The organism is Type-C symbiont of Plautia stali, assembly GCF_059730935.1.
Genome location: NZ_AP035923.1, coordinates 246563 through 267511 on the forward strand (window position 1 = coordinate 246563; position 20949 = coordinate 267511).

18 protein-coding genes and 1 pseudogene are annotated in these 20949 nt (G+C 56.8%); 7 read left to right on the top strand and 12 right to left on the bottom strand.

Annotation, left to right across the window (positions count from 1 at the left end; genetic code table 11):
• Positions 1 to 122: 122 nt before the first annotated feature.
• Positions 123 to 743 (bottom strand): hypothetical protein, encoded by a 621-nt coding sequence (locus tag AC6I7J_RS01085; protein WP_338670653.1) that lies wholly within the window; start codon positions 741 to 743, stop codon positions 123 to 125.
• 229 nt (positions 744 to 972) lie between these two features.
• On the opposite strand from AC6I7J_RS01085, the gene AC6I7J_RS01090 reads away from it, so the two are divergent.
• Genes AC6I7J_RS01090 through AC6I7J_RS01100 form a run of 3 tightly spaced genes read left to right on the top strand, consistent with a single transcriptional unit; the run spans position 973 to position 5483 of the window.
• Positions 973 to 1599 carry a response regulator gene (locus AC6I7J_RS01090; protein WP_059012542.1) on the top strand — a complete coding sequence of 209 codons (627 nt, stop codon included), beginning with the start codon at positions 973 to 975 and terminating at the stop codon, positions 1597 to 1599.
• 2 nt (positions 1600 to 1601) lie between these two features.
• Positions 1602 to 5225: a response regulator gene (locus tag AC6I7J_RS01095; protein WP_498006560.1), complete on the top strand. Its 3624-nt coding sequence runs from the start codon at positions 1602 to 1604 to the stop codon at positions 5223 to 5225.
• 21 nt (positions 5226 to 5246) lie between these two features.
• Positions 5247 to 5483, top strand: a complete 237-nt coding sequence (locus tag AC6I7J_RS01100; RefSeq protein ID WP_058780205.1) for a hypothetical protein — start codon at positions 5247 to 5249, stop codon at positions 5481 to 5483.
• Between the two features lie 163 nt (positions 5484 to 5646).
• Here the strand turns inward: AC6I7J_RS01100 and AC6I7J_RS01105 are convergent, their stop codons facing one another.
• The 3 genes and pseudogenes from AC6I7J_RS01105 to AC6I7J_RS01115 all read right to left on the bottom strand — a co-directional run bounded on the left by AC6I7J_RS01105 (position 5647) and on the right by AC6I7J_RS01115 (position 8303).
• Positions 5647 to 7044, bottom strand: a complete 1398-nt coding sequence (locus AC6I7J_RS01105) for an autotransporter domain-containing protein (RefSeq protein WP_498006562.1) — start codon at positions 7042 to 7044, stop codon at positions 5647 to 5649.
• 148 nt (positions 7045 to 7192) lie between these two features.
• Positions 7193 to 7516, bottom strand: coding sequence for a hypothetical protein (locus AC6I7J_RS01110; RefSeq protein WP_498006564.1), 324 nt, complete (start codon positions 7514 to 7516; stop codon positions 7193 to 7195).
• A gap of 25 nt (positions 7517 to 7541) precedes the next feature.
• Positions 7542 to 8303 (bottom strand): annotated as a pseudogene (locus AC6I7J_RS01115) (S6 family peptidase).
• 169 nt (positions 8304 to 8472) lie between these two features.
• Here AC6I7J_RS01115 and AC6I7J_RS01120 point away from each other — a divergent pair.
• A complete protein-coding gene (locus AC6I7J_RS01120) occupies positions 8473 to 8820 on the top strand; it encodes a hypothetical protein (protein ID WP_498006566.1) in 348 nt (115 codons plus the stop codon).
• On the opposite strand, the gene AC6I7J_RS01125 is transcribed toward AC6I7J_RS01120, so the two are convergent.
• Positions 8785 to 9468, bottom strand: a complete 684-nt coding sequence (locus tag AC6I7J_RS01125) for a hypothetical protein (protein WP_498006568.1) — start codon at positions 9466 to 9468, stop codon at positions 8785 to 8787. The two genes, AC6I7J_RS01120 and AC6I7J_RS01125, sit on opposite strands and share 36 nt — an antisense overlap.
• Before the next feature lie 81 nt (positions 9469 to 9549).
• Positions 9550 to 10044, bottom strand: a complete 495-nt coding sequence (locus tag AC6I7J_RS01130) for a helix-turn-helix domain-containing protein (RefSeq protein WP_058759336.1) — start codon at positions 10042 to 10044, stop codon at positions 9550 to 9552.
• A 372-nt stretch (positions 10045 to 10416) separates the two neighbouring features.
• Here AC6I7J_RS01130 and AC6I7J_RS01135 point away from each other — a divergent pair, with 372 nt between their 5' ends.
• Entirely contained in the window at positions 10417 to 11385 is a 969-nt protein-coding gene (locus AC6I7J_RS01135) for an alpha/beta fold hydrolase (RefSeq protein ID WP_498007199.1), read from the top strand.
• Between the two features lie 7 nt (positions 11386 to 11392).
• On the opposite strand, the gene AC6I7J_RS01140 is transcribed toward AC6I7J_RS01135, so the two are convergent.
• From AC6I7J_RS01140 to proP, 3 genes are all read right to left on the bottom strand, one after another.
• On the bottom strand, positions 11393 to 12367 hold the full coding sequence (locus AC6I7J_RS01140) for a GGDEF domain-containing protein (protein ID WP_498006570.1): 975 nt from the start codon (positions 12365 to 12367) through the stop codon (positions 11393 to 11395).
• Positions 12368 to 12483: 116 nt separating this feature from the next.
• Positions 12484 to 13461, bottom strand: a complete 978-nt coding sequence (gene hemB, locus AC6I7J_RS01145; protein WP_031279816.1) for a porphobilinogen synthase — start codon at positions 13459 to 13461, stop codon at positions 12484 to 12486.
• 276 nt (positions 13462 to 13737) lie between these two features.
• Positions 13738 to 15243 carry a glycine betaine/L-proline transporter ProP gene (gene proP / locus AC6I7J_RS01150; RefSeq protein WP_058759333.1) on the bottom strand — a complete coding sequence of 502 codons (1506 nt, stop codon included), beginning with the start codon at positions 15241 to 15243 and terminating at the stop codon, positions 13738 to 13740.
• A 358-nt stretch (positions 15244 to 15601) separates the two neighbouring features.
• Between proP and AC6I7J_RS01155 the strand changes: the two genes are divergently transcribed.
• Positions 15602 to 16393 (top strand): hypothetical protein, encoded by a 792-nt coding sequence (locus tag AC6I7J_RS01155; protein ID WP_215480651.1) that lies wholly within the window; start codon positions 15602 to 15604, stop codon positions 16391 to 16393.
• A complete protein-coding gene (locus AC6I7J_RS01160) occupies positions 16386 to 16856 on the top strand; it encodes a hypothetical protein (protein ID WP_021508122.1) in 471 nt (156 codons plus the stop codon). Before AC6I7J_RS01155 ends, AC6I7J_RS01160 begins: the two co-directional genes overlap by 8 nt.
• Before the next feature lie 27 nt (positions 16857 to 16883).
• Here AC6I7J_RS01160 and AC6I7J_RS01165 read toward each other — a convergent pair whose 3' ends face one another.
• The 3 genes from AC6I7J_RS01165 to AC6I7J_RS01175 all read right to left on the bottom strand — a co-directional run bounded on the left by AC6I7J_RS01165 (position 16884) and on the right by AC6I7J_RS01175 (position 20838).
• Positions 16884 to 17843 (bottom strand): D-2-hydroxyacid dehydrogenase family protein, encoded by a 960-nt coding sequence (locus AC6I7J_RS01165; protein WP_264250288.1) that lies wholly within the window; start codon positions 17841 to 17843, stop codon positions 16884 to 16886.
• Entirely contained in the window at positions 17818 to 19422 is a 1605-nt protein-coding gene (locus AC6I7J_RS01170; protein ID WP_498006573.1) for an EAL domain-containing protein, read from the bottom strand. Before AC6I7J_RS01170 ends, AC6I7J_RS01165 begins: the two co-directional genes overlap by 26 nt.
• A gap of 339 nt (positions 19423 to 19761) precedes the next feature.
• Complete coding sequence (locus AC6I7J_RS01175) at positions 19762 to 20838, bottom strand: AI-2E family transporter (RefSeq protein WP_058759330.1); 1077 nt, start codon at positions 20836 to 20838, stop codon at positions 19762 to 19764.
• Between the last annotated feature and the right edge of the window lie 111 nt (positions 20839 to 20949).

Sequence of the window (20949 nt, forward strand, 5' to 3'; positions counted from 1 at the left end):
ACTGCTTCAACAAAATTGTGTCGCGCTGTTAAAGTTAGCATTTTGTTGTTATCGGATTATTCCCTCCGTGTTAAAAATCGAGCGCTGTTAACGCAAGAAAATTTTATTAACTGAAAGTGACATCATTGTGATGTCCTTGATGCGCACGCCAGCATGGCATTAAGCGATGAAAAACCGCTTCTTGCCAGGCAATTAATTTTGCTACGACTGATTTCACGTGGGTGCAGTCCCATCTCTCGGGCAATCAAAGACGGTTTCACTCCGCGTAATAAAGCGCAAATGACGCGTTTTTCACGTATGAGGGCGTTTTTCCCGATTAACTGTTCTTCAACCGATTCAGGTTTAGCTTGCAACAGATTATGTATTACCTGACGTAGTGTCGTTAAATTTTCTTTTTTCATTACTACATCACTGAAGTCTGCGTCCAGAAGCGTGCGACGCATCGCTGTAGTCTCTTCATCCAATAAAATCAACGTATTGCCTTTGAACCACTCAGGGATGAGAAGTAATTCTGCCAGACCTGCTGCATCACGAGGCAGGTCGGTAATCACTAAATCGGCATAACTAAACATGAGCTCATCTGATATCGCTTCTGGCGCACCCAGTATCGTTTGCACTTCACATCCCGGGAGTGAACGGCAAAGCTCGTGTAACCCCGTCAGTGCAAAATTGCAGCTTAGCGCAATAATGATTTTTTTTGGTTTATTATCGTCACCAGTGTTGAACAGAATATCCATTCCCATTTTTGTGCTCTTATTTTATGACGGTTTGTGAAATTGTTTACAGGGTGATTAATTGCGACATGAAGATCATACGATTAATGTTCTTACAAAGATATGGGATTGTTCATCGGTGCCGTGTAGGACGTGGCCTACGTTTTGTTATTTGATTATTATTGATTATTTGTTGAATTTATTAGTCTAATAGTTGGATAGAGGAAGTTTATATTTGGCTACTGACAGGAAATGAATCATGGCGAACTTTATCGTCGTCGACGATCATCCCATGGCGCGTATGGCTGTAACTTTTTTACTTGAAAAAGAAGGGCATACCTTAATTGCCGAAACTGATGATGGTCGCGAAGCACTCGAGCTGGTTGATCAGCATTACCCGGAAATCGTCGTAATGGATATTGATATTCACTCGATAAATGGTATTGAAGTCGTAAAAACTCTGCGCGCCAGGAGTTTTCCGGGTATTATTATTATCGTCTCAGGTAAGAATCAGAGTTTCTATGCAATACAGAGTATTCGCTGTGGCGCAAATGGTTTTATCAGTAAAAAAGACAATTTGCCGGAAATCATCACCGCAATTCGGGCGGCACAAAATGGTTATGGCTACTTTCCGTTAGCCGGTATTAATGCACCCCCGGAACAGAGCAGCACTCATCCCGATATCCGGCTACTGGAGTCGCTTTCGCCGCAGGAGTTTCAGGTATTTAACTACCTGTTGAAGGGGCTGGATAACATGCGCATTGCTAACCGCATGAATCTTAGCAATAAAACCGTTTCTACTTATAAAAGCCGTCTGCTGGATAAGTTGCATTGTCAGAGCCTGCGCGATCTCTTTGCCTTTGCCAATCGTAATCATATGGAGTAGCGATGCTGCGCCTGGTCACTCTGCTTCTGCTGCTGTTGAGCCCGCTGTTAGCCGCCCAGCCGCAGCCCGAGATATTTCAGTTGTTCAGCCGTGAAAAGCTGGCACCGATGCATATTGAGTTGAGCGGTGACGAGTGGCGCTGGCTGCGCATTAAACATGAGCTGCGCATCGCGGTGTGGGCACCGGAGCTGCCGCCTTATCTGATCTTTCAGGAGGCAGCGGGCAGCGGCAACAGCGTGGAAGGGATCTACGCCGATTATCTGCAACTGCTGGCGCGTAATCTTGGCGTGCAGGCGGTGATGGTGCGTTATCCCAGTCAGACGGCGGCGCAGGCAGCGGTGAAAAGCGGCGCGGCGGACGCCTTGTTTAGCTCGCCGGGGCGCGAACTGCACGATGCGGCGGCCTTCAGGGCGACAGACAGTTTTCTCATCAATCGTCCGGTGGTGATTGCTGCGGAGAAGCAGGCCTCACAGCCGGTGCCCTACGATGCGCCGCTGCGCCTCGCCATGCGCGAAGGCTCTCTTACCGATGCTCAAATCAAACAGCGTTTTCCGCAGGCCAGTATAGTGCGTTATCCCTCCAGCCAGGCGGCGCTGGCGGCAGTGGCCAGTGGCGAAGCGGACTATGCGCTCGGCAGCCTGCTGGCGGCAGCATTTCTGATTGAGCGCAGCTATGTCAATCAGCTGGCGCTGGCCGCGATTTTGCCGCAGGACGCCCTCTATGGCAGCCGTCTGGTGGTGAAAGCCGATAATCAGCCGTTGTTGCAAGCACTGAATGCCGCCATCGCCGCCATTCCCGGCGAACAGCAGCGGCTGATTTCGCGGCAGTGGACGCAGCGGCCGGACGTCTGGCGCCTGCAGGAGCCGCTCAGCCTGACGCCGCGCGAGCAGCAGTGGCTGCAGCAGCATGCGCAGGTGAAAGTGGCGTTCAATCCGTTCTCTGCACCGCTGGCGCTGCTGGATGAGCAGGGTGAATTTCAGGGCATTAGCGCCGATCTGCTGCATCTGATCCAGCTGCGCACCGGGCTGTTTTTCACCCCGGTGCCGGCGTATTCGTGGCGTGACGGCCTACAGCAGCTGGAGCAGCATCAGGTAGCGATGCTGGCGGCGGTGGAGCAGGATGGCGGCCATCAGGAGGAGGTGCGCTTTACCCGGCCTTACCTGAAGGTGCCGCTGGTGCTGCTGGTGCCGGACCAGCCCGATGCGCCGCAGGCGCTCTATCCCGGCATGAAGCTCAGTATCGTCAAAGGCAATCCGGCGCGTCAGGCGCTGCTGGATCGCTTCCCCACGCTGCAGCTGTCTGAAGTGGATAACGCCAGCCTGGCGCTGCAGCTATTGCAGGAGGGCAAGGTCGCCGGGCTGATCGATAACCAGCTGAGCGTGAACACGTTACTGGCGCGCTACGCGCAGCAGCCGCTGAAGATCGTGTCGCGCCTGGCGCTGCCGCCGGTGGAGCTGAGCTTTGCCGTCAGCCGCGATCAGCCGGAGTTGCTGAGCATTATTGATAAGGCGCTGGCCGACATTCAGCCGAGCGAAATCTCGCTGATTGCCAGCCGCTGGCAGGGCACACCGCAGACTACGCGCACTACCTGGCCGCTGTACCGCGCGCAGTTTTACGCCATCTCTCTGCTGACCGCGCTGCTGCTGATCGCCTGTCTGGCGTGGGTTTACTATCGCGGCAAAGAGGTGAAGCATCGCCGTCGCGCAGAAGCTGACCTGCAGGCTGAACTGCGCTTTCGCGATGCGCTGCTGAATGGCCTGCCAACGCCGGTCTACGTGCTGGATCGCAACTGGAACGTGGTCAGTGCTAACGGTGCGTTTCAGCGCTTTTTTGCCGGCGTTGACGCGCAACGCCTGAGCTTTTCGCTTTACGATCAGCGCCATCCGCTGTCGCCGCTGATCAGCAAACTCTATCCGCTGATGAGCCCGGAAGCGGTCAACGACCCGGAACTGGTGGCGCTGGCGCACAACAGTTTGTGGGGCGATACCGCACAGGATCTGGAAATTGAGATCGAAAACGGCAGCGAAGCGCGCATGGTGCACCACTGGGCGCAGGAGCAGCGTGATGCGCAGGGCAATATTACCGGGCTGATCTGCGGCTGGCAGGATGTCACCGCCTACGAACTGCTGATGCTGGCGCTGCAGGCGGAGAAAAAGGTGGCGGATGAGGCCAACCGCGCCAAGAGTTCGTTCCTCGCCACCATGAGCCATGAGATCCGCACGCCGATCAGCGCCATCATCGGCCTGCTGGAACTGGAAGGGCGTAAACAGCGCGACAACGAAGCCATTCAAATCGCCTACGAGTCGGCCAATACGCTGCTGGGGCTGATTGGCGATATCCTCGACATGGCCAAGATTGAGAGCGGTCAGCTGGAGCTGATGCCGGAGTGGGTCAGCACCGAGCAGCTGGTGCTGCCGGTGGTGCGGTTATTTGACGGCATGGCCAGCGGCAAAAATCTGACGCTGCACTATCACAGCGACACGCCGCCGGGGCTGGAAGTGTTTATCGATGCCGCGCGCTTCCGCCAGGTGATCGCCAATTACATCAATAACGCCATCAAGTTTACCCACGAAGGCGGCGTGGAAGTGCGGGTGATCGGCCATGAGTGGGAAGACGGTTCGCTGGAGCTGGAAATTGAGATCGAAGACAGCGGCGTAGGCATCAGCGCTGCCGACCAGGCCAAACTGTTTCAGCCGTTTGCCCAGACCGAAGAGGGCCGCAAGCAGACCGGCACCGGCCTTGGCCTGGTGATTAGCGCCCAGCTGCTGGAGAAGATGCAGGACACCATGAACCTCAACAGCCAGCCGGGACGCGGCACGCTGATTCAGCTTAACGTGATGATGCCGGCACGCCGGGCGCGCAAGCTGCTGGAGAAAACCCGCGTGGCGCGCAGCCGTGCGCTGCCGCAGCTGAATATTCTGGTGGTCGACGACCATCCGGCCAACCGCCTGCTGCTGCGAAGCCAGCTCAGCGAGCTGGGCCAGCAGATCAGCGAAGCCAGCAGCGGCGAAGAGGCGCTGGCGCTGCTGGCGCATCAGGCGTTCGATCTGATCATTACCGACTGCAATATGCCGGGCATGAGCGGCATCGAACTGACGCAGACCCTGCGCCGCAGCGGCAACGCGGTGAAAATTTTTGGTCTGACGGCGAATGCGCAGTCGGACGTGCGCGTGCGCTGTCTGGAAGCGGGCATGAATGCCTGCCTGTTCAAGCCGCTGAAAATTGACAAGCTGGCCGAGCTGCTGAGCAGCAACGAGCCGGCCGCCGAAGTGCCGGCGCTGGATTCGCTGCTGTCGCTCGAATCGCTGCGCGCCATGGTGTATCACGACGATGCGATGGTGGCGAAGATGCTGGAAAAGGTCGGCGAGGAGAGCCGCAACGATATGCAGCAGTGCTGGCGCCATTTTGATGCGCAGGACTGGCCGGCACTGGCCTCATCGCTGCACCGGCTGGGCGGATCGGCGCAGATCATTTACGCCGGCGAGATCGATGATCTGTGCGGGCAGATCGAGCGCGCCTGCCAAAGCGCTGAAGATCAGGAGGTCATCCGCGAAGGGCTTCTGCTGCTGGAAGAGAAGCTGGATACGCTGAACCAGTCGGTAATGCATTATTTGCAGGCGTCGTGATGGAGTAGTGCGGTAATTGAAATGCGCGATGAATCGCGCCGCTACGGTTTGTGCGACTGGATAATGCAGAAATCGCATCCGCAGATGGCGCGACGTATCGTGCAGATATCCCTTCCATGTGATGCCGCAGATAACCGCACGGATGGTAGCGGCGCAATTTATTGCGCATTCCGCCGCGGTGCGGTAATTGAAATGCGCGATGAATCGCGCCGCTACGGTTTGTGCGGCGGGATAATGCAGATATCTCATCCGCAATAAATCATGATGGCGCGACGTATCGTGCAGATATCCCTTCCATGTGATGCCGCAGATAACCGCACGGATGGTAGCGGCGTAATTTATTGCGCATTCCGCCGCGGTGCGGTAATTGAAATTGCGCGATAAATCGTGCCGCTACAACAATCTGCGTCCTTCTACTGGTTTAAAACGCCACTTTCACGCCGCTCAGTACATTCCAGTCGCTCACGCCGGGGCGATCCAGCCGCTGCTGCACCTGCAACTGCGTGCCGATCTCGACGTTTTCATGCAGCTGCCAGCTGACGTAACCGCCCAGCTGGGCGCTGTGACGGGCGCGCTCAATCGATAACCCACGCATATCGCCGGCATCCAGCGTATTCTGCCTACCGCTGTGCCAGACATAACGCGCCTCCAGCCCCATCTTCACTGACGATAGCGGCTGATAATCATACTTAACACCGCCAGCCAGGCTGAACTGCGGCGCCAGCTGATAGTTCACCTGTGCACCCTGTTGCTCGGTAAAATCCGCAATATGCAACCACTGCACACCGGCTGCGGCCAGCGGCATCAGGCTATGCGCATCCTGCTGCCAGCGCCAGCCGGCTTCTGCGCCGATATTGCCGCTAACAGCGCTGATCCGCGCCACTTCACCCTGGGTTTCATGGCGTAAAGTGCCGCGATAATGCGTCAGCCCCAGCGGTACCTCCAGCTGCCAGCCCTCAGGCGGCTGAATGCCGATCAGCGCATTAATACCCTGGGTTTGCATACGCAGCTGGCTGCGTCCCGCCGGCGTATCCGACAGCATAGTCACTACGCCTTTGTGCACGCCCGCACTCAAGGCCAGCGGGCTCTGTTCCGCTTCTGGCGTCCAGCGCGCGCCCAGCATCCAGCCCTGGTAGCGGCTGGTGGCATCGCTATCGCCCTGCGCACTGCGGTAACGCTCGCCGCCGCTATAGCCATAGACAAACAGGTTGTGATGATCATCCAGGCTCATCTGCCGGGCAGCAAAGTGGAAGCGGGTTTGCATGGTGTCGTTGAAGGCATACAGCAAGTTGGGCAGGGCGAGATAGGTCGGGATTTGTGGCGCGGGTGTGAGCTGTGGCGGTTCCGGCTCAGGCGGCGGCGGTGGCGGCAATATGACAACTTCGCCACGACCGGGTGCTGGCGTCACGCCTTCCGGTGTATCAATTAACTGAGGAATACCATTGTCTGGCTCACCGGTCACAACCACGTTTTGTAACCGGTAATACCACAAATGATGGCTGTTATTGCCGGCCAGCACGCTGGATCGCACCAGGCCCGAGGTTGCCGGATTGATCTCATCAAACCACGAGCCGCGGGCGATCATTTTCCCAAGCTGTTTAATCCCTTCGCCGGTCTGGCGGCTGACCTGCGCCATCAGCGGCAGCTCAGGGATTTCCTGGGTTGATGGACCATGAAAGGATTCCGGTGGGTGCGGAATATTCGCAGCGTTAACGTTATTATTTTGTGATGTGGAAAATGCAGGGTAGCGCTCATCAGCGAATGCAGGAAGGCTATAACAGAACGTACTGATCACCAGCGTCAGCGGGGTAAGTTTCATATTCTCTTCCATGGATGAAAATAGCGAGAATCGCAAACCTAAAGCGACCGACTAACGTGGCAATTAAGTTTTGTCTGGTTTTTTTTCAGAAAAGCATAAAAAAGCCCGGTAAGACATGTCCCGGGCTGATGCGTGATGAGAGCCGCGATTAAAAACTGATTTTCACACCGGCCTGCAGATTCCAGTCGCTGATGCCTTCCTGCGTCAGGCGCTGCTGGCCCTGAAGCTGGGTGTTAAGCTCCAGATTATCCAGCACCTGCCAGCCGGCGTAACCGCTGTACTGCAGGCTGTTGCCGCCGCGTCCGGTGGCGAAGCGCGCCGCCTGCTGGCCGTCACCAATCGCCACCCCATCGCGCTGGCTGATGCGCTGCACGTAGCGCGTTTCCGCGCCCAGCTTCAGCTTCTCGTTGAGGCGGAAGTCGTATTTTACGCCGCCGGAGAGCTGCCATTGCAGCGGATTATCGTAGCTCACCTGTGCGCCGTTGTGGTTGCGATCGCTATCGATCCAGCTGGCCTGCAGTTTTACAGCGCTTGTCGATACTGTCCCAGGCAAATATCGGACTACCGCTATCACCTGGACGGGTACCAATGCTCAACGGAGAAAATGCCGGATTATCTGGCGCGAAGGTTCGCCACTTTATGTAGTAATGATAGAAAGTTGTAATGGCTTCGGGTTTGAAGGTTCCACCAGTGTTATAGACGTAGGCCCCATCGATGGGTATCAATTTACCGGATTCGGAATCATCAATTTGCTGATAACCGGCACCCAGGCGCGCATATACGGTATAACGACTGCGATTTGACAGAAAGTCTTCTTCGGTGATGTATGGGGTAGGCGCGCTTTCAACAATTACCTTATTCACCCGCGGCAAGTGAAAATCTCTCGAAGGATCATCGTTATAGTTAATGCCGCGGTAAGTCGGCGCGAACCTGGCTTTGTTGCCTAAGTTCAGCGACAGGACATATCGAATATGTTTGGCGCCTGTGACAAAAGATGGCGCGATAAATGAGCTGAAACCCTCGTCGCTGACCATGCTAAAGTCCGGCATCGGCACGTCCAGTACATAGCCTTAAAAAGTGCCATCTTTGCGATAGAGAGGAATATCGGTGGCACCGATAGCATATTTGCCCCGGTTTTCGGCAAAATCGCGGTATTCCTGCACGTCAATGTCATGGCGCATAATCCCGGCATAGGGTGAACCGCTAAGGCATAAGGTACCAATCAGCAGCGCCAGCTGGCTTTTTTTCATGATGTTCATTCCCTGAATGACGAGGAAAATTGAGCGGGCTACTTTATAAGCACATCGGTGTATCACCCGTTAAGCCTCGTCTCAATCTGCCGGAGAAAAGCCTGAAAATGGCGTGCGGCATGGCGCGGCGAATCTGTTAAGATCGCGGCGGTTTCTTTTTCAGCTGGTCAATAAATCCATGTTAAAAATCAAATTCCTGCTGCCGCTGCTGCTGGTTATCAGTGCGCTGGTCTGGTGGCTGATGCCGCATTACAGTGATGAGGACAAGGCTTATTACATCGCGACCTTTTGTACGCTGACCCATGACGGGCGCGATAACAGCGCGCAGGCGATGCAGCAGATTATTGAAGGCGGTAATTCGGATTACGCGCTGCAGAAGATTTATTTCCAGTCCGGGCTGGCGGAGCATCTGCAAACGGTGTGGCAGGATTTGTCACCGCAACAGCAGCAGCAGGCGCGGCAGGACGCATTTGTCTGCCGCCAGTTGATGTCAGATAAGCTGCTGCCGGGCCAGCCGGTGCGCTGAGAAATAACAGGGTTTCACCGGCCGGACAGGCACGGTGCGGCGGAACATCAGCGCGATAAATCGCGCCGCTACAATCTGTGCGGTCAACAGGCACCGAAATGATATTTCGCACGTACCGTAGCGGCGCAATTTATTGCGCAATGCCTGAATGGACACGGTGCACCTCAACATCAGCGCGATAAATCGCGCCGCTACAATCTGTGCGGTTGACAGGCACCGAAATGACATTTTGCACGTACCGTAACGGCGCAATTTATTGCGCGATGCCTGAATGGGCACGGTGCAACTCAACATCAGCGCGATAAATCGCGCCGCTACAATCTGTGCGGTCAACAGGCACCGAAATGACATTTTGCACGTACCGTAACGGCGCAATTTATTGCGCGATGCCTGAATGGGCACGGTGCAACTCAACATCAGCGCGATAAATCGCGCCGCTACAATCTGTGCGGTCAACAGGCACCGAAATGACATTTCGCGCGTACCGTAACGGCGCAATTTATTGCGCGATGCCTGAATGGACACGGTGCAATTCAACATCAGCGCGATAAATCGCGCCGCTACAATCTGTGCGGTCGACAGGCACCGAAATGAGTTTTCGCACGTACCGTAGCGGCGCAATTTATTGCGCAATGCCTGAGTGGGCACGGTGCACCTGAACATCAGCACAATAAATCGCGCCGCTTAAACCTGTGCGGTTAAAATATTTTCCCGAAATATCAGACGTGATTAACGTACCGCGCAGCTAATACGCGCTGGAAACTTCCCATTATTTTCGCTTACCGGATTAACAACCTGTTTTTCCTGCTCGCTGCGATTAAACCCGACCTTGCGACACAGCGCACAGGGATCGTCACTGCTGCGCAACAGGGCTTCGGCAGCATCGCTCAGCTGGCGTTTACGGCAGAATAGCGGCGTGCAGCCCATCACCTGTTTAAACGAGCGGGTAAAGGATTGCTGACTTTCGAAATGGTATTTAACCGCCAGACTGATAATTGGCGTGCGGCTGAATTTCAGCTCGTTCACACAACAAATCAGTTTCTTTTTGCGAATATAACGCGCCAGCGTTTCGTTATGGTAACGGGCAAACAGTTTCTGTAAATACCATTTGGAATAGCCAGATTTCAGTGCAATATCATCAATGCTCAAACGTTGATCCAGGTTGGCCATAATCCATTCGGTCACCGAATCAATCACCCCTTGGTTGTATTTTTGCTGCATCATTATGGTCCTCCAATAACTCGACACAGTGTAATTAAATTAAACTTTTTAAGCACTGTCGTAACGTAAAGTTTTATCAGGAAATGGCTTTTTTATTAATTGTCATCAAGACTGGTCTTGTTTATCGTGAAATTAATCGCCGACATGTTGTGATGATGTTGAATAGTTGCCGTAATTACGGCCGTTATTATTAACGCAAATGGATTATCGCTTTGCGCGGCTTAACAGTTAAAGGTGTGACGGGCGGCGGCACGGCGCATCAATATCCACCGGCGGTTTTCGTGCCAGACTGAGGGTTTTTCCCTGTACAGAAGAGGTCACATGACGTTTCGTTTTCGATTAAAACCGTTACTCAGCGTAGCGCTGGCGTCAGCGATGCTGTGCGGCACGCTCAGCGCGCAGGCCGCAGAGGCCGTGTATGGCGAGCAGCTGGAGGGGTTTCACTATCCTTATCCGCTGCAGCATTTTACCTTCTCCTCCCAGCAGCAGTCGCTCAGCATGGGCTATATGGACGTGAAGCCGGCGCAGCAGGCCAACGGTCAGACAGTGGTTCTGATGCACGGTAAAAACTTCTGCGCTGCCACCTGGGAAGACACCATCAACGCGCTGAGCCAGCAGGGCTATCGCGTCATTGCGCCGGATCAGATTGGTTTCTGCACCTCCACCAAACCCGCCCGCTATCAGTACAGCTTCCAGCAACTGGCGCAAAACACCCATCAACTGTTAGCGCAGCTCGGCGTTGAGAACGCGGTGATCGTTGGCCACTCGACCGGCGGTATGCTGGCGACGCGTTACGCACTGATGTATCCGCAGCAGACGCAGAAGCTGGTGCTGGTCAATCCGATTGGCCTTGAGGACTGGAAGGCGAAGGGCGCGCCGTGGCGCTCGGTGGATCAGTGGTATCAGCGCGAGCTGAAGCTCGACGCGGCGGGCATTAAGAAATATGAGCAGCACACCTATTACAGCGGCCAGTGGAAGCCGGAATATGACAAATGGGTGCAGATGTTGGCCGGGCTGAATAAAGGACCGGGGCATGAGAAAGTGGCGTGGAATTCGGCGCTGATCTACGACATGATTTTCACCCAGCCGGTCTATTACGAGTTTAAAGACCTGAAGGTGCCGACCACGCTGATGATCGGCACGGCCGATACCACCGCGATTGGCAGCGATATCGCTTCACCGGCGGTGAAAGCGCAGCTCGGCCATTACAATGTGCTGGGCAAACAGGTGGCACAGCTGATTCCTGGCGCGCGACTGATTGAGTTCCCTGGCATGGGGCACGCGCCGCAGATGGAAGCGCCAGCGAAGTTTAATCAGACGCTGATTGACGACCTGGCGCATTAAGGAGCGGCTATCTGCGCGGCTGCCTTTTCTGGTACTTGGCGGCGTACATACGTGCGTCGCTGCTTTCCAGCAGCTGCTCCAGCGATTGCGGCTGCTGCGGATCAAATTCCACGATGCCCGATGAAAACTGCAGCGTGTAACGCCGCTCCAGATCCTGCATCTGTTTCTGCAGATAGTGGGCGAAGCGCGCCAGCGTCGCTTCCGCCTCGTCCTGACGAATGCCGTTCAGCAGCACCACAAACTCATCGCCGCCGAGCCGGGCAAAGATATCGGCATGGCGAAAACTCACCTTCATGGCATCGGCAAAGTCCATCAGCGCGCGGTCGCCCTCGCGGTGACCATGCCGGTCATTGATGGCCTTAAAACCGTCGAGATCGAGAAACGTCAGGCTGGCGGGCAGCTGTCTCAGCAGGCACTCATTCAGCGCCATCTGACCCAGCGTCATAAAGCCGCGCCGGTTGGTGATTTGCGTCAGCTCATCGGACGTCGCGGTCTGAAACGCTACCAGCTCGGCTTCGGCCATGGCCGCCAGATCGCGCAGCGCGTGCAGATCCTCCGCGTTAAACTGGCGCGCATGGTTATCGATGATGCACAGCGTACCGACTTTGGCGCCGGACGGCGTGCGCAGCGGATAGCCCGCGTAGAAACGCACCGGATTGTCTGCATCGGTAACCAGCGGATTATCGCTGAAGCGCGTGTCGGCCAGCGCGTCCTCTACCACCATCACTTCATCCTGCAGGATGGTATGACCGCAAAAAGAGATGTTACGCGCGGTGGTTGGCCGATCAAAACCGTCGCTGGATTTAAACCATTGATAGTCATTCTCCAGCAGACTGACCATCGCGACCGGAACGTCAAACAGACGTCGGGCAAGGCGGGTTAAACGGTCAAAACGCTCTTCTGTGGGTGTGTGCAGAATGTTGAGCGCACGTAACTGGGCCAGACGCTGTGATTCGTCCGCAGGCAGTGCAGGTGCTTTCATCGCGTAACTCTTGTTAATGATGGATGTGTTACAGCAAACCGGATGTCGTGCCCGCGCAGGGGCAGAGAGCACTAAACAACCGCGGCAATGCGCGATTGTTTAGCGTAACGAGAGGATCAGAGCACTTTTTGCTCGGCAAGATCAAGGGCGAAATAGCTGAAAATGAGATCTGCACCGGCACGCTTAATGGCACCTAAGCTCTCCAGCACCACATTACGTTCATCAATGGCGCCCGCCTGAGCGGCAAATTTGATCATCGCGTACTCACCGCTCACCTGGTAAGCCGCCAGCGGCAGCGTGGTGCGCTCGCGGATATCACGCAGAATATCGAGGTAAGCGCCTGCCGGTTTGACCATCAGCGAATCTGCACCTTCCGCTTCATCAATCAGCGACTCGCGAATCGCTTCACGGCGGTTCATCGGGTTCATCTGATAGGTTTTGCGGTCGCCTTTCAGCGCGGTGCCCGCTGCTTCACGGAACGGGCCGTAGAACGACGAGGCGAATTTGGTGGAGTAGGACATGATAGCGGTATCGGTAAAACCGGCCGCGTCCAGCGCCTGGCGAATCGCTTTCACCTGGCCATCCATTGCTGCTGACGGCGCGATGAAGTCGGCACCGGCCTGCGCAGCAACCACCGCCTGTTTGCCGAGGTTAATCAACGTCTGGTCGTTGTCGACGCCGTGATCGCACAGTACGCCGCAGTGGCCGTGACTGGTGTATTCACAGAAGCAGGTATCGGACATGACGATCATTTCCGGCACTGTGTCTTTGCAAATGCGCGACATGCGCGCCACCAGGCCGTTTTCGTTCCACGCATCGCTGCCGGTGGCATCGGTGTGGTGCGAGATACCGAAGGTCATGACCGAACGGATACCGGCTTTGGCGATGCGTTCGATTTCGTACGCCAGACGTTTTTCCGGAATGCGCATCACGCCCGGCATGGCGTTGATTGGCACGTAATCATCCACACCTTCTTCAACGAAGATCGGCAGGGCCAGATCGTTCAGGCTGAGGTGGGATTCCTGGAACAGTTCGCGCATCGACGCGCTTTTGCGCAGTCTTCTTGGGCGCTGAATGAGATTGAAATCAGACATGCTCGGTTAACTTATGCTGGTGAAAAAAGTGGCGACAGTTTACCCTTTTTCGCCGGGTAGCATGAAGGATTGTGTGCGGTGCGGGCCGGGCGTTGTTACCGGTCGGCATGAATGCCGACCCTACAGCGCACCAGGCAACTGCAGCATCCCAACCCGCCGTTACCCGTAGGGTGCGCATTCATGCGCACCTGGAAGCATCACCGCAGCACACATTCTCACGCACCCGGCAACCGCAGAAACAAAACTCCCGCCAGGTGGCGGGAGTGAAAGGGCAAATTACTCGTTGATGTCCGGGTGCTGCTGCACCAGGTTTTTCCGCTTCGCCTCAAGGCGGGCGATCTCTTCATCAATATCTTCAATCTTCTGCTCGATATTGTCGTGATGCTCCTGCAGAATCTCACGCGCTTCTTCGAGGTCCGATGCCGCCGGTGTCGCGCCGCGCAGCGGTTTGTTGGCGGTCTCTTTCATGTACAGACCGGTCACCAGACCGACCACCGCCACCACCATCAGATAGTAAGCCGGCATATACAGATTGTTGCTGGCTTCCACCGCCCAGGCGGTCACGGTTGGCGTCAGACCGGCAATCAGAATCGAGATATTGAAGGCGCTTGCCAGCGCACTGTAGCGAATGTGCGTCGGGAACATCGCCGGCAGTGACGAGGCCATCACGCCGGTGAAGGCGTTGAGGATCACCGCCAGCAGCAGCAGACCGGCAAAAATCAGCCCCAGTACGTTACTGTTGATCAGCATAAAGGCCGGAATCGCACAGAAGAACAGGGCGATACTGCCGACGATCACGAACGGACGACGGCCGAAGCGGTCGCTCAGCATGCCCATCACCGGTTGCACAAACAGCATCCCCATCATGATGGCGATGATAATCAGCACGCCGTGATCTTCCGAGTAGTGCAGGTTATGCGACAGATAGCTCGGCATGTAGGTCAGCAGCATGTAATAGGTCACGTTGGTGGCAAGCACCAGACCGATACAGGCCAGCAGGCTTTTCCAGTGTTTGCTGGCAATCTCTTTAAACGACACTTTTGGGCCGTCGCGCAGACCTTCGCGGTCGCCTTGCTCCAGCTTATCGACATGCTGCTGGAACGCTGGCGTCTCTTCCAGTGCGTGACGCAGATACAGGCCGATAATGCCCAGCGGCAGCGCGAGGAAGAACGGAATACGCCAGCCCCAGTCGAGGAATTTCTGCTCGCCAATCACCGTTGAGATCAGCACCACTACGCCCGCGCCCAGCACGAAGCCGGCAATCGAACCAAAGTCCAGCCAGCTTCCCATGAAGCCGCGCTTACGGTCCGGCGAATACTCGGCGACGAAGATCGACGCACCGGTATATTCCCCGCCCACCGAGAAGCCCTGCGCCATTTTCGCCAGCAGCAGCAGTATCGGTGCCCAGATGCCAATCGAGGCGTAAGACGGTATCAGGCCGATACAGAAGGTACTGATCGACATGATGACAATGGTAATCGACAGGATTTTCTGGCGACCGTATTTATCGCCCAGCATGCCGAAGAACAGGCCGCCCAGCGGACGGATCAGGAACGGCACCGAGAAGGTCCCGAGCGCGGCAATCATCTGCACGCCTGGCGAGGCGTCCGGGAAGAACACTTTACCCAGCGCGTAGGCCACAAAGCCATAAACACCGAAATCGAACCATTCCATCGCGTTACCGAGTGACGCGGCGGTAATGGCCTTACGTAAACGAGCGTCATCGATAATCGTGACGTCATCCAGCCCAATAGGTTTTACACGCTTCCTACGTAATTTCATGAGGTTACCCTGTATTGGAATTCAAAAAGTCCTCAACGCTGCGGACTCGGTGGAGCGTTCAGTCCGCGGCGTTGAGAAAATTAAAGCATAGCCGTGAAAGTGGTTTTTTCCCTGGCCTGCCAAAGCAATTATTACTCAGGTAATTATTGCATCCCGCGACAGAGTATACCGTTTAAATGTGATATTTGTCATGTTTCCGCCAATAACTGGCTATTTTTTGGCTAAAACTATGGCCGTTTTGGTCCGCAATCGCGGCAAAAAAATTGTCTGAATCGCGACGCAGGCCGCAGCGCAGATGCGCGGGCGAGCGAAAATATCTATACTTGCGCCAGTTTCTCTGCCGGAGATCGGGCGCCGCATGGCACGCTTTGTTTTATTTGCAAAAAGTCTCTGTTTTGACGTTGACCAGCAGGTCCTCTTTCCGGTGCAGTCGCCCGCGCACCGCGTGGCACTGACGCCGCTGCAAACCGCCATTCTGCGGCGCGTGATTGATGCGGATGGCAAACTGGTGCGCAACCAGACCCTGCATGCGCTGTTCCAGCGCGTCCCCAGCGACACACCGTTCGCCGAACGTCTGACGGCCACCATTGCCGCCATCAATCAGCAGGCACAGCTGGCACACGCGCCGGGTCCGCTGGTGCATCAGGTGCCGCTGATTGGCTGCGTGCTGGCCGATCAGGTCGATGTGGCGCCGCTGAGCGATGAGCCGATGGCTACGCCAGCGGCAGCGGTGGTCAGTCCGCAACCGGCGCCCGCGCCGGCCAGCGTAAAGAAGAAGCGGCCTGTGCTGCGCTGGGTAATCGTTGCGCTGCTGCTGGTGAATGTCGCGCTGGCGCTGCTGGCACGCCAGATGTTCGCGCCGGTGCAGCACGATGCGCTGGATTTCCGACCGCTGCTGCGCATCCAGAACAGCCAGGTGTTTATCCCCAGCCATCTGAAAGCCGATTCGTGGGTGGTGCAGGACGCGCTGCGGCGCTATCGGCAGTGGCAGCCGCGCCTGCCGGATGGCTCAGCGCCGCCGATGGTGTATATCAACCCGGTGCGCACCCGACTCTTTTCCAGCACCTTCCTGTGCGCCAAACCGATCGCGCAGAAGGACAACGAATGTATTTCATGGATGGTGTCAGCGCAGGAGATACCCGATGCGTAAAGCGATAATCACCACGGCAGTGGTGCTGGCCTTTGTGCTGCCGTGGGCTCTGGCGCTGCTGCTGCGGCCGGCAGAACCGGTGCCGGAGTGGTGTGAAGTACCGTATCGTATTGATCATGAAGGCGCGCCGGCTGGCGCGATTGATGCCACCATTCGCACGCGCTTTAAGGCGGACGGCAGCGGCAGCTCAACGCTGACCGGCACCGTCACGGTACGCGATCGCCACTATCGCCTGCATCGCGTATCCGATACCACCTGGCGCCGCCAGGGCGATTTCATGCTTAGCACCACGCGCAACGTACGTATCCTGGCAGACGACACCGTACCGCCCGCACTGGCGGCGCAGATCGTGTTTTCGCCAGCGCGCGAGGGCAATAACGATTATTACCAGATGTACCAGCTGCCCAATGGCGACCAGATGATTAATTATGCCGGGCTGCCGCGCCTGTACTGCCACAGCTAACCCCGGTGCTGTCGACGCGCCGGGGGCTTAAAGCAGCGAGCGCAGCGGCGCGCCGTGCAGCCAGCCAGCAATATCTTCCACCGCCTCGCTGAAGTAGGTGCGGTAATTGGTGTCGGCGACATAGCCCAGATGCGGCGTCGCCAGCACGTTCGGCAGCTGACGCAGCGGATGATCGGCCGGTAGCGGCTCCTGTTCAAAGACATCCAGCCCGGCGCCCGCCAGCTGACCAGACTGCAGTGCGCTGATCATCGCCTGCTGATCGACAATCCCGGCGCGCGAGGTGTTAATCAGCAGCGCGCCCGACTTCATGTGCGCCAGCGCCGCGTCGTCCAGCAGATGACGGGTGCGCTCACTCAGCACCAGATGAATCGATACCACATCGCTCGCCCTGAGCAGCGCCGGCAGCGAAGCCATCTTCTCTGCGCCGCACGCCGCTGCGCGTGCTTCGCTCAGGTTCTGGCTCCAGGCGCACACGCGCATGCCAAAGGCGCGCGCCACGTTAGCCATCTCACCGCCAATCTTGCCCAGCCCAAGCAGGCCGAGGGTTTTGCCGTGCAGCGCCATGCCCAGCGTATGCTGCCACGCACCGTTGCTGCGCAGCGCCTGGCTCTCCGCCGGGATATGGCGTGCCAGACCGAGCAGCAGCCCCCAGCTCAGTTCCAGCGGCGCCGCGCTGCTACTGGCGGTGCCGCACACCGCAATCAGCCGTTCGGCACAGGCGTGCAGATCGATTGAGGCATTGCGCATACCGGAGGTGACAATCAGCTTCAGATTGGGCAGGCGGCCTATCAGCCGGGCGCTGAGCGGGGTGCGTTCGCGCATCACCACCAGAATGTCGGCGTGCGCGATGTGAGCGACCAGTTCATCTTCGTCGGCGTAGTGGCGGTGCAGCGCGGTAGTTTGTACCTGCGGTTGCAGCGATGCCCAGTCGGCCAGCGACAGGGCAACATTTTGATAATCATCAAGAATGATGCAGTTCAGGCTCATGGTGGTCCTCAACGGGAAGCGGTTGGCGCCCCTGCTGATTAAGCCAGGCGCGAAGCTGGTTATTGTCCATCGGACGGGCGTAATAATAGCCCTGAATAAATACCACGCCACGCTGCTGCAGATACTGAAATTGCAACGCGGTTTCTACCCCTTCACCCAGTACATCGAGCTGCAGCTTGTGGCACAGATTGATGATGGCATCCAGCACCGGGGTTTCGATCTCCAGTCCTTCAATGGCGTTGATAAAGCCGCGGTCAATCTTCAGGTAATCGAGCGGGAAGGTCATCAGATAGGAGAGCGCACAGTGGCCGGTGCCGAAGTCGTCAATCGCCACCTTCATGCCGTGCGACTGCAGATAGCGCAGCTTGCGCGACACCGCGTCGCCGTCCTCGATCAGGCTGCGCTCGGTAAGCTCCAGCGTGATCAGCATCTGTTTGTCACGGATGTTGCGGGCAAAACGCATCATGTCCTGCACAAAATCGGGGTGTTGCAGATGCTCAGCTGCGAGGTTAAAGCCAATGTGGAAGCCCGGTTCAACCTGCCAGCTCTGGATATCTTCCGCCATCATCGCCAGCAGATGCTGGGTCAGCGGCACGATCATGCCTTCCGCTTCGGCATGGCTGATGAAGATGTCCGGGCGGATCATTTCGCCGTTGGGCCGCTGCCAGCGCATCAGCGCTTCCGCACCGGTGCAGCGCTGAATCCCGGTGCTGTACACCGGCTGATAGTGCACCGTGAACTCACGGTTGCGTATCGCCCGGCGAATTTCATCCGCCCATGAGAGGCGGCGGCGCAGCCAGTTGGCGGTCAGCACCATCAGCAAAATCGAAAAGATGGCGGCCATTGGCAGGAAAATAAGCAGCGCCTGACGCCAGGCTTTGATCAGCTCGGCGGCGGGTACCGTCACGCTGACGCTGATTGGATAGCGGCTGGACTCCGCCTGATAGTTGGCGCTGCTGAGGTACAGCAGCTCTGGCTGGTCGTCCGGACCGCTGGCGATGGGGCTGCCGCCGTTGAAGCGCAGGCTCATCTGATAACGGTTCGACTCGCCGATGGCGCGCATGAAGTCCATCAGATACTGGCCATCAATCACCGCCCAGAAACCGCTGCTGTCCGGCAGGTGACGCACGAAAATCACCGCCGGGCGATCCGGTACGCCGGAGGTGCCGCGAATCGACAGGCTCCACCAGGCTTTGCCGGTCACCGGCGGCGACTGCATCATCATCCCGGCCAGCGTGTCGTGCTGCAGCCCGTAAGCCGACGAGCAGGTGATTTCGCTGCCCTGCAGGGTGCCAATCGAGCGGAAATAGGCATTAAGGGTGCCGGCGCGCTGCAAATCTTCATCAATATCGGCGCAGCGACGATTCTGGTACTGACGCAGGCGGGTCACCATGTCCCAGGCGCTGTCGCTCATCTTTTCTGCCTGCGTCAGCAGGGCATTGGCGGTGGCAATTTGCTGCTGGCTGACCGTATGGCGCGCCTCAATGGCTGTGCAAAATATGCCCAGCACCAGCGGTAATAACCCGGCACAGACAATCAACAGCCAGCCAAAATCGCGTTGTCGTTTTTGCAGAGGCACCAGACTTTCCTCGGTCGGTTTAAGCAGCATTCAGGGAGCGCGTTACGGCGTCAGCAGCATAACACTTTCCCGCGGCCGTGCATGTTAGCGTTTTGATTTTCCACCAATCTGATACAAGTCAATTATGGTTCGCGCTTTGCGTTTATTGACAATGTTTTGCCGTTACTGGCATTTCCCGGCAGGAAAAAGCCTGTGGCACGAGATGAGTAAGAGTGTTGCGCCAGAATCATCAGGCATGGCGATGCGCGCTGACGCCATACGGCGGTGGCGTCACTGCGCAGGGAAGCTGCCAGACGATCGGCAAATACCGATTGTCTGGCATCGTGGCGTGGTAAGACGTTACGGGCGCGGCGCGGGCCGGTTAGCTTTGACGCGCAGGCGAGGTTTGGGGCGGCCATTACCCAGCATTATCGCCAGCCGGCTGCCGCCCGGCGTGGTTTCCATCAGGATTTTGGTGACGCTGGTCAGCGGCACCGACAGCAGCATCCCGACCGGACCGAGCAGCCAGCCCCAGAAAATCAGCGACAGAAACACCACCAGCGTTGACAGCCCCAGCCCACGTCCCATCAGGCGCGGTTCCAGCATATTGCCAAACACCATGTGAATGGCACTGAACAGCGCCGCCACCAGCACGGCGTCATACACATCATTCAGCACCAGCGCCTGAATAAACGGCGGCACACCGGCGATAATCGGGCCGATATTGGGGATAAAATTGAGGATAAAGGCGACAACGCCCCAGAACAGCGCAAATTTGACGTCCAGCAGCATCAGCACCAGCCACACCGCCAGCCCGGTAATCAGACTGACCAGCGTTTTCAGTGCCAGATAGTGCGTGACGCCCTTTAGCGCTTTGTGCAATCCGGCGATGCGGATCTGCGGATTCATCATCGCATTGCGCAATTTGTACGGCAGATGGTGCACCTCAAACAGCATGAACACCACGGTCAGAATCAACAGCACCACATTGGTCATGGCACCGGAGAACTGCGCCAGCAGCGTGGTGGCCATGTTCATAATCACATTGGGATCGAGCCGTGCCGCCAGTGCGCTGGTGGAGATATTGATATGAAACTGTGCGGCGAAATGCTGCAGCACCGTCAGCTTCTGTTCCAGCAGGCTGCGGATTTGTGGATAGGTATCGCTGAACTCGCTTACCGAACTGGCCAGCACCCCGACCAGCAGCAGCATCACAATGAAGATCACCGTGATCACCAGCGAGATCGCCACGCCGCGCCGCAGACCCCGGCGCATCAGCAGGGTCACCAGCGGATTAAGCACAATCGCCAGGAAGCTGGCGAGTAAGAAGGGCACCAGAATATCTGACGCGGCACGAATGCCCGCCAGAATAATCACTAACATCGCCAGCTTGACCAGGATGTTCTGGCCAATTTTCTCCTGTGGCTTTTCGTTCATTCCCTCTCCTGAATGGTGGTTCGCTGTGGAAAGTGTAGTTGAACGCCAGTAAGTAATTGTTTGTTTAGGAGTAAGCGAAGCGAACCCGATAAGCACCGCCGGAGATACCGC